The sequence below is a fragment of the Clostridium sp. AF34-10BH genome (genome assembly GCF_003478095.1).
GTDB lineage: Bacteria > Bacillota > Clostridia > Lachnospirales > Lachnospiraceae > Acetatifactor > Acetatifactor acetigignens.
In genome coordinates, this window is record NZ_QUEC01000055.1 from 1 (window position 1) to 9,295 (window position 9,295).

The window sequence follows — 9,295 nt, forward strand, 5'->3', positions numbered from 1 at the left end:
CATAACTTGTTTGTGCCTTGAGCGAAGCGAAAGGAATGACAAAAACTATGACAATTCAGGAAATCAAGGCACTTCCCCGTACGGAGGAAGGCATTTTCGACCTGGCAGCCGTGCAGCAGAGTGCAGGTCTGGGCAACATTTATCAGGCGGCGGATCTGGTGTATCCCGTCTATGCGGCCTATGAGACCACGGAGAATAAAAAAGAAGGCTATCCGGATATCATGGCACAGATGCGTGTGCTGAAAAAGCATGCAGAAAGTGAATTCAGTGCTGAAAACGGTGCAGCTTATACCGCAGTCATGCTTCATACCGTAGAGCAGATCAGCCCGGAGATCTACGAGAATTACAGAGAGCTTCTGGACAATTTCCGCAGTGCGGTAAAGCGTATGCTGGAGCAGTATTATGATGCAAAGGAAAATAAGTTTGCCATGGATGCCACATCGGAAAAGGTATTCTGCGATGCCGTACAGAAGGCATGTGCGGAGTATTTATTGTTAGCGGAAAAATATCAGGAGTGCATTAGGTAGAGAACGAGAGGAAACAGCGCATGGAAATCAGACATATTATGCATACTGCCCGCAGTGCGACCATAGAGATCGCAGACGGCGGCAGATATTTTACAAAACAGCCCGTGGAGCTGCGGGTAAACGGTGAGCCGTCACTGACCACAGAGAAGACCATCACTTCCCTGTTTGATTTAAAGCCGGATCAGAAGTATGTGGTGGAAGCTTATGTGAACGGAGAAAAGCAGGGCGAAGTATCTTTCAAGACGGATTATGAGTACGTGACTCTGGATGTGACCAGATTCGGTGCCAAGGGTGACGGGGAACATGACGATACCCACTTTATTCAGGCTGCCATCATGGCATGTCCGGTGAACAGCAGAGTGTATTTCCCGGCGGGAATCTACCGCATAACCAGTCTGTTCTTAAAGAGCCATATCCGGATCGAGCTGGCAGAGGGCGCGGAGCTGAAGGCCTTTACCGACAGAGAGAAATTCCCTACGTTCCCCGGAATGCTGCAGAGCTATGATGAGACCGACGAGTACAATCTGGGCACTTGGGAGGGCAATCCTTTACCTATGTTCTCCGGCATTATCTGTGGTATCGGTGCAGAGGATGTGGTGATCTATGGGCAGGGTAAGATCAACGGCAATGCTTCCAAAGAAAACTGGTGGAAGGATCCGAAGGTTATGAATATTGCATTCCGTCCCAGACTGTTTTTCATCAGCGGATGTAAAAATGTGATTTTGCAGGGTGTGACCTTCTGCAATTCCCCTTCCTGGACCTTGCATCCCTATTTCAGCAATGATCTGAAATTCATCGGTGTGACCGTGCAGAATCCCAGCGATTCCCCCAACACCGACGGACTGGATCCGGAATCCTGCAAAAATGTGGAGATCCTGGGTGTGCGTTTTTCCCTGGGAGATGACTGTATTGCAGTCAAGAGCGGTAAGATCTACATGGGCAAAAAGCATAAGACTCCTTCCGAGAATATTCATATCCGTCAGTGCCTTATGGAGAACGGCCACGGTGCCGTAACTCTGGGAAGTGAAATGGCAGGCGGCGTGGTAAATCTGACAGTGGAAGACTGTATTTTCCGTCATACAGACAGAGGTCTGCGTATCAAGACCCGTCGCGGCAGAGGAAAAGATGCAATTCTCAGCAATATCATTTTCCGAAATCTGACGCTGGACCATGTGATGACACCGCTGGTGGTCAACTGCTTCTATTTCTGTGATCCCGACGGCAAGACCACTTATGTCCAGTCCAGAGATGTTTACCCTGTGGACGACAGAACACCGCAGGTGAAAAAGATGGTATTTGAAAACATGGAATGTACGAACTGCCATGTGGCAGCTGCGTTCTTCGACGGACTTCCTGAGCAGAAGATCGAGGAAATCTACATGAAGGACATTTCCATCAGCTACGCTGAAAATGCCAAGTGTGATGTCCCCGCCATGTCTGACGGCGTGGAGAAGAGCAGCAAGCGCGGAATGTTTGCCAGAAATGTAGCAAAACTGACACTGGACAATGTGAAGATTGAAGGACAGGTCGGAGAAGCTTACGAACTGGAAGGTGTGGATGAACTGATCAGACGTTGATATAATGAGCGCAAGAGAGCCAGAGGGAGCTTGCTCACTCTCGGCGAACGGCGAAGCTGATCATGATAGCTGCGAAGCAGGATGTAGAGTGCGATAGCACGAATTCGTGAGCTCGCGTTATAATAGAGATAAGCAGAAGAGAATACGGCCCAGGAGCCGTGATCGGAATGGAGGAAAATATGCAGTTAGGAATCCGTTTACATGATACGAAAAAGCTTCCTTTTGAGGAGCGTATTGCCAATGTACATGAGTTGGGCTTTGTCTGCGGACATCTGGCCCCCGGTAAGGTGATCAGCGAGTTCCCCACCACGGATGAGGCGCTGACCCCGGGACTTGCCATGTACATGAAAAATGTATTCGCAAAAAATCAGGTGGATGTTGCGGTATTAGGATGCTATTTGAACCTGGCAAACCCCAACCCGGAGCAGCTTGCGAAAATTACCCACCGTTATATGGCACATATCCGTTTTGCTTCCTGGCTGGGCTGCGGTGTCGTGGGAACTGAGACCGGTGCTCCCAACGAGACCTATACCGCGGTTCCGGAATGCCACGGAGAAGAAGCATTACAGACCTTTATCACCAACTTACGCCCGGTAGTAAAATACGCGGAGCAGATGGGCGTTGTCATGGCCATCGAGCCGGTATGGAAGCATATCGTATACAACCCCGCCAGAGCCAGAAGAGTGCTGGATGAGATCAATTCTCCCAACCTTCAGATCATTCTGGATCCGGTGAACCTGCTGGATTACTGCAATTACAAGGATCAGGTGGCTATCGTGGATGAAGCAATCGATCTGCTGGGTGAAGATGTGGCTATGGTACATCTGAAAGACTTTATTCCCGAGGACGGGAAGCTTCGTTCTGTAGGCTGCGGTCTGGGACAGATGGATTATACTTCTGTACTGAAGTTCATGAAGGAGCGCAAACCCTTTATACATGCGACTTTGGAAGATACCACACCGGAAAATAATGTGCAGGTGAAAAATTTTATTCAGGGACTCTATGACAATCTGTAAAGATGTGGTATACTCTTTCGAGAGTATTCCCAGTAGATTGGTAGGAACAGTGAATTATGTTAAATGAATTTTCCAGAACAGAATTATTGATCGGTAAGGAGGCTATGCAGCACCTGTATCATGCGAGAGTTGCTGTGTTCGGCATCGGCGGTGTCGGCGGTTATGTGGTGGAGGCTCTGGCCCGCAGCGGTGTCGGAGCCTTCGACCTGATCGACGATGACAAAGTATGTCTGACGAATATCAATCGTCAGATCATCGCTACCAGGAAGACCATCGGCAAATACAAGGTAGATGTCATGGAGGAACGTGTACACTCCATCAACCCGGAGGCACAGGTTACAGTACACAAATGTTTTTATCTCCCGGAGACGGCAGACCAGTTTGATTTTACCCAGTATGATTACGTGGTGGATGCGGTGGATACCGTGACTGCCAAGCTGGAGATCATCATGCGGGCGAAGGAGGCGGGAGTTCCCGTTATCAGCTGTATGGGAGCCGGCAACAAATTAGACCCCACGCAGTTCCATGTGGCGGATATCTACAAGACTACCATGTGCCCTTTGGCGAAGGTCATGCGCAGAGAACTGAAAAAGCGCGGTGTGAAGAAGCTGAAGGTGGTGTATTCTACGGAAAGCCCGGTGAAGCCGCTGGAAAATATGGAAAACAGCTGCAAGACAGGCTGTGTCTGCCCTCCGGGTACCACTCATAAATGCACGGACAGAAGAGCCATCCCCGGCAGTATTTCATTTGTACCGTCCGTAGCGGGATTGATTCTCGCAGGCGAAGTGATCAAGGATCTGATTGCAGAAAAAGCATAGCTTTTTTATTAACTGTGCGGTATAATTCTATTATGCATGAACTGTTAAAGGTACAAAGGAGGTTGCTTTATTTATGACAGAAGAGGTAAGCAAAGAACAGATCAAAGGGGAAAATGGGACAGGTATTGATGAAGCTAAGCGCCTGAAGGAGAAAAAGGGAGCTAACATGGTAGTCAAGATCCTGGCAATCGTACTGGTACCGCTTATAGCGATCGCAGTCATTGCCATCCTGGCATTGAATTCCGCAGGGGACAGAATTTCCGACGCAATGATGAAGCATGAGCTGGCAGCGACGGAATATGCATTGGAAATGAGCCTGAACAATTCCACTCCCGGGGACTTTTCATACGAGAACGGAGCACTTTATAAAGGGGAACTGAATCTTACGGACAATAAGCAGGTACTCGATGCTTTCAAACAGAATGCCGGTGTGGATGTGGCACTGTTCTGGGGCAGTGATCTGGCTGTGACCAATCTGACCGGAGGTACCATCACTCTGAGTGAAAAAGTGGCTTCCAAGGTACTGGGTGGAGAAGTCTATTTTTCCAATTCCCTGAAGCTGGGGGATACCGGATGCTATGCATATCTGGCACCTTTGAAGAATACCGACGGCACGGTTGTGGGTATTCTGGCTGCCTGTATGCCGGTAAGGGAAGTGAATGCGCTTTACAAAGGGATTGTAACCGGAAGAGCAATAGCGATTCTGATCCTTGTGACAGCATTCTGTGTCTCCACCTTTATTGTAGTAGGCATGATCTCCAAAGCACTACTGGGTGTAGTAGGTAATCTGGATCAGATCGCAGAGGGTAAATTGAACTTCAAGGTTCCCGATAAGCTGTTAAACCGCAGTGATGAAGTAGGTAAGAGCGCACGGGCTGTATACTCTGTAGTGAACGGCTTTTCCGGAATTATCAGGGATATTCACAATTCCATGCTGGATATGAATGAGTTTACGGGAACGTTCACCAGCAATTTTGACAGCATCGGACAGTCCATTTCTTCTGTAAATACAGCTGTGAATGAGATTGCCCAGGGAGCTACCACACAGGCGGCGGATACCCAGAAAGTCAGCGAAAGCATGAACGAGATGAGCAATGCACTGGGCCGTACGGCAGACAGTGTTAATGCTTTGAGCAGCAGTGCTGCCAACATGAAGGAGAGCAATGCTACCGTGGACAGCACCCTGAAGGAACTGTTGGAGATCAGCTCTCATACACAGCAGTCGGTGGATCAGGTGCAGGAGCAGACCAATATCACCAACGAGTCCGCACAGGCGATTCAGGCAGCTACCGATATCATCGCAGGTATTGCGAACCAGACCAACCTGCTGTCATTAAATGCCAGTATTGAGGCAGCGAGAGCCGGCGAGATGGGCAGAGGTTTTGCAGTCGTAGCCGAAGAAATCCGTGGTCTGGCAGACCAGTCCAGGGAATCCGCAGACAAGATCCGTGGCATCGTAGAGAACCTGATCAGCAACTCCAATCAGAGTGTAGAGATCATGAACGGTGTGGTAGGCGAGATCCATCAGCAGAACGAGAAGCTGGGTACCACGCTGAATGTCTTCAGCACCCTGAACCAGGAGGTTCAGAAGGTAGTCGGTGAGATCAATGTGATCTCCGGCGAGCTGGATCATATTGAGAATTATAAGACGGATGTGGTGGAGAAGATCGACGGACTTACCGAGATCTCCCAGAACAATGCGGCAAGCACCGAAGAGACCGCAGCTACCATGGATCAGCTGGCGGAGATCGTGGAGGATTGCCGACAGGCTACCACACAGCTGAATGAAATTGCGGGTTCACTGAATGCAAATGCGAAGAAATTCCAGCTCGGATAAGATGGAACGGAGCAAATGGAGAAATGAAGAAATGAAGAGAGGCACTGTTACAGAAAAAACTGTGGCAGTGCCCTTTTTGGAAAGGAGACAGCCAGTGGAGGATACCTCAATATTGGAACTGTATTGGGCGAGGGACGAACAGGCCATCGCAGAGACACAAAAGAGCTACGGAAAATACTGCTATAGTATTGCTTATCATATCCTGCATGACAGAGAAGATACCGAAGAATGTCTGAATGATACCTGGATGCGGGCTTGGAATGCGATTCCACCGAAAAAACCGAATCGTCTGGAGCTGTTTCTGGGAACTATTACCCGGAACTTGTCGTTTGATAGATGGAAGGCGAAAAATGCACAGAAACGAGGGAATGGTATTATGGATACGACACTGGATGAACTGGCAGAGTGCATTCCGGCGGCGCATAACACAGAAGAAGCCGTGGAAGCGGCGGAACTGGAGCGGAGCATCAATGCGTTCCTGCATACACTTTCGGAACAGGAGTGCAATGTATTCCTGCGCAGATACTGGTTCGTAGAGGAATATGCGGAGATCGCCGGGCGTTATGGAATGAATCTGAATACGGTGAAGACATCGCTGTTCCGGACCAGAAAAAAACTGCAAAAATATCTGGAACAACAGGGAATCGTCTTATAGACGGAGAAAGAGACGAAAGCGGTGATGAAGGATATGAGCGATTGTAATAAGAACAATAATCAAGATGTGAATTTAAAAGAAGAAAAACTGTTCCGGGCGATGTCCGGAGTGGATGAGGATCTGTTGCTTCGAAGCGAACAGATCAGAAATTCGGGAAGGGTACATAAGTTCCCGATGCGCTATGTGACCCGCATTGCGGCAGCCTGCCTGTGTTTCGTGGTAGCGGGAGTATTGTATATGACAATGAGCAGTACCAAAATGGCAGACAGTACCGGCAATGCGGATACGGCAGCACCGCAGATGGCCTACGGTATCACTGAGGATCAGGAGATCCAGGAAGAGGCGGCAATGGCGGAAGCGGAGGCTGCTATGCCGGAGAGTGAGGCTGCGGAGGATAGTGCCAATATGGCTGAAATGACAGACTCTGCTTCGACAGACAGCGGACAGCAGGCAGCATCCGGGAACAGTATAGACGGGCAGAAACAGAGCGGACTGGAGAGCGCGTTATCCGTCAGCGGTAATGAAAGTTCACAGGACAGTACAGAGGCGGCCCCAGAAGAGGATGGAATTCTTAAAAAGAAGGAAAGACAATTACCGAAGAAAATGACAGTGAAAGGACAATAAAGCAATGAGTACGATAGAGAAACACGACATGACCCAGGGAAAGATACTGTTACCCTTAGTATCTTTTACAATCCCGTTGGTACTGGGGAATCTGTTTCAGCTGACCTACAATGCAGCGGACTCCGTCATTGTGGGAAAATATGTAGGAGAACAGGCACTGGCGGCAGTGGGAACTTCCACTCCTATTATGAATATCGCAATCCTGTTGATCAGCGGGATGTGCATGGGAGCCAGTGTGTTGATGAGCTCCCAGTACGGAGCGAAGGATTATGATACTTTATCCAGACAGATCAGTACGACGATGTTAGCTGGCTGCGGGTTTTCCGTAGTGTTTTCACTGTTGATGCTTCTTCTGGCGAATCCGGTGCTTCGTCTCATTCGGGTGCCGGAGACAGCCATACCCGAAGCTGCGGCATATCTTAGGATCATTTTCATGGGCCTGATCTTTACATTCATGTATAATTTTCTGGCAAATACCATGCGGGCGCTGGGAGACAGCAAGACGCCGCTGTATTTTCTGGTGACCAGTGCTTTCCTGAATATCTTCGGAGATCTGTTTTTTGTTGTGGTACTGCGCTGGGGTGTGGCGGGAAGTGCCATTGCCACAGTGTGCAGCGAGGGACTTTGTTGCCTGCTGTGCGGTATATATATTAAGAAAAAGATTCCTCTTTTATGTCTTGGGAAAAAGTGGTGGGTATTCGATAAGAGCCTGCTGGGCAAGACAGTCAGCTACGGCAGTACCAGTGCCATGCAGCAGGTATGTCTGCAGCTGGGAAAACTGATCATACAGTCTGTGGTCAATACGCAGGGTGTTGCGGTCATGGCGGCATTTACCGCAGTGAACCGAGTGGATGATTTTGCCTATACACCACAGCAGAATATCGGACATGCCATGACGACTTTTCTGGCACAGAACAAGGGTGCAGGGCATAAGGAGCGGATGAAGAAGGGATTCCAGACAGGTCTTTTGATCGAACTGGTCTATTCCATCGGATTGTTCTGTGTAATCTGGGGACTGGCTCCGCAGATCATGACATTGTTCGCCGAGGACGGGGATGCACAGGTGGTATCTCTGGGTATCAGTTATCTGCATCTGATCTCCTGGATGTATATTCTGCCGGGATTGACCAATGGTGTGCAGGGATTCTTCCGTGGTATTGGTGATCTGAAAGTGACATTGTACAGCACATTTATGAATATGTTCGGCAGAGTTGTGGCAGTATTTGTAATGATCCGTCTGTTACAGATGGAATTTGCCAGCCTGGCCTGGGCCAATATGGTCGGATGGATCGTGATGCTGTTGTTCGAGGTGCCGCTGCTAGTGAAGTCTATGCGGAACGGCGAGTGCGGATAGAATGAGCATGTGGCGGACGGTCGCGGGAGACCTCGGGAAATGCCGCAGAGTCTTGGCAATTGGGGGCGTAAAGCAGTGTCGAAAGTCTGGGAGCGGATAGAGTTAAGGATAGGAAATTTTACATGAAGTATGGAAAGATCGTAGAGGGAAAATTCATTGACCGTCCCAACCGGTTTATTGCCCATGTGGAGATTGCAGGGAAAGCGGAGACGGTGCATGTGAAAAATACCGGAAGATGCAGGGAGCTTTTGCTCCCTGGGGCAGCGGTGCGTCTGGAACAGTCGGATAATCCGGCAAGAAAGACATTGTATGACCTGGTGGCTGTTTATAAAGACAGGATCGGCTGGATCAACATTGACAGTCAGGCACCGAATAAGGTCGTGAAGGAATGGCTGGAGGCGCAGGACTATGATGTGGTCAGACCGGAGTATACCTATGGAAATTCCCGCATTGATTTCTATCTGGAAAAAGGGGAGCACAAAATACTCATGGAAGTGAAAGGCTGTACTCTGGAGATCAACGGCATCGGCTATTTTCCCGATGCACCCACGGAGCGTGGGGTGAAGCATCTGCGGGAACTGGCCGCAGCGAGACAGGAAGGATATGAATGTGTGGTTGCCTTTGTGATTCAGATGGAAGGAGTGACGGAAGTACGTCCTTATGTGGAAATGCAGCCGGAATTTGGTACCGCTCTGGCGGAAGCCGAAGCCGCTGGGGTGAAGGTGTTGTTTTTGCCATGCAGGGTGGGTAGAGACTGGCTGAAGATAGATGGAAAGTTAGTAAAGAAATGCTATCAAATCCCCGTAGCCCTTGGCAAGGTATAAGAAACGCGGCACGCTCGTACTTTAGTACGATGCGCTCCTGTCGCAGAGCGTAGCGGTACATAA

General features: G+C 49.4%; 9 protein-coding genes. All 9 read left to right on the top strand.

Annotated elements, in window-relative coordinates; all coding sequences use genetic code 11:
• Positions 1-47 precede the first annotated feature (47 nt).
• The 9 genes from DWZ61_RS19035 (at position 48) to sfsA (ending at position 9,232) form a co-directional block, all read left to right on the top strand.
• Positions 48-527, top strand: coding sequence for a hypothetical protein (locus DWZ61_RS19035; RefSeq protein ID WP_117467469.1), 480 nt, complete (start codon positions 48-50; stop codon positions 525-527).
• A 20-nt stretch (positions 528-547) separates the two neighbouring features.
• Positions 548-2,104, top strand: coding sequence for a glycoside hydrolase family 28 protein (locus DWZ61_RS19040; protein WP_118540080.1), 1,557 nt, complete (start codon positions 548-550; stop codon positions 2,102-2,104).
• Between the two features lie 179 nt (positions 2,105-2,283).
• Positions 2,284-3,120, top strand: coding sequence for a sugar phosphate isomerase/epimerase family protein (locus DWZ61_RS19045; RefSeq protein ID WP_118540084.1), 837 nt, complete (start codon positions 2,284-2,286; stop codon positions 3,118-3,120).
• Between the two features lie 56 nt (positions 3,121-3,176).
• Positions 3,177-3,938 (top strand): tRNA threonylcarbamoyladenosine dehydratase, encoded by a 762-nt coding sequence (locus DWZ61_RS19050; protein WP_118540081.1) that lies wholly within the window; start codon positions 3,177-3,179, stop codon positions 3,936-3,938.
• A gap of 73 nt (positions 3,939-4,011) precedes the next feature.
• Positions 4,012-5,775 (top strand): methyl-accepting chemotaxis protein, encoded by a 1,764-nt coding sequence (locus DWZ61_RS19055; RefSeq protein WP_118540082.1) that lies wholly within the window; start codon positions 4,012-4,014, stop codon positions 5,773-5,775.
• A gap of 31 nt (positions 5,776-5,806) precedes the next feature.
• A complete protein-coding gene (locus DWZ61_RS19060; protein ID WP_242993749.1) occupies positions 5,807-6,430 on the top strand; it encodes a sigma-70 family RNA polymerase sigma factor in 624 nt (207 codons plus the stop codon).
• A gap of 21 nt (positions 6,431-6,451) precedes the next feature.
• Positions 6,452-7,054, top strand: a complete 603-nt coding sequence (locus DWZ61_RS19065) for a hypothetical protein (RefSeq protein WP_145985614.1) — start codon at positions 6,452-6,454, stop codon at positions 7,052-7,054.
• Positions 7,055-7,058: 4 nt separating this feature from the next.
• Positions 7,059-8,408 (top strand): MATE family efflux transporter, encoded by a 1,350-nt coding sequence (locus DWZ61_RS19070; protein WP_022311765.1) that lies wholly within the window; start codon positions 7,059-7,061, stop codon positions 8,406-8,408.
• 122 nt (positions 8,409-8,530) lie between these two features.
• Entirely contained in the window at positions 8,531-9,232 is a 702-nt protein-coding gene (sfsA, locus tag DWZ61_RS19075) for a DNA/RNA nuclease SfsA (RefSeq protein WP_117467459.1), read from the top strand.
• The last annotated feature ends 63 nt before the right edge of the window (positions 9,233-9,295 follow it).

Coding starts and splice junctions, on each gene's coding strand:
- DWZ61_RS19060 (WP_242993749.1), top strand. CDS start 5,807: ATGAAGAGAGGCACTGTTACAGAAAAAACTGTGGCAGTGCCCTTTTTG.
- DWZ61_RS19045 (WP_118540084.1), top strand. CDS start 2,284: ATGCAGTTAGGAATCCGTTTACATGATACGAAAAAGCTTCCTTTTGAG.
- DWZ61_RS19040 (WP_118540080.1), top strand. CDS start 548: ATGGAAATCAGACATATTATGCATACTGCCCGCAGTGCGACCATAGAG.
- DWZ61_RS19070 (WP_022311765.1), top strand. CDS start 7,059: ATGAGTACGATAGAGAAACACGACATGACCCAGGGAAAGATACTGTTA.
- DWZ61_RS19035 (WP_117467469.1), top strand. CDS start 48: ATGACAATTCAGGAAATCAAGGCACTTCCCCGTACGGAGGAAGGCATT.
- DWZ61_RS19055 (WP_118540082.1), top strand. CDS start 4,012: ATGACAGAAGAGGTAAGCAAAGAACAGATCAAAGGGGAAAATGGGACA.
- DWZ61_RS19050 (WP_118540081.1), top strand. CDS start 3,177: ATGTTAAATGAATTTTCCAGAACAGAATTATTGATCGGTAAGGAGGCT.
- sfsA (WP_117467459.1), top strand. CDS start 8,531: ATGAAGTATGGAAAGATCGTAGAGGGAAAATTCATTGACCGTCCCAAC.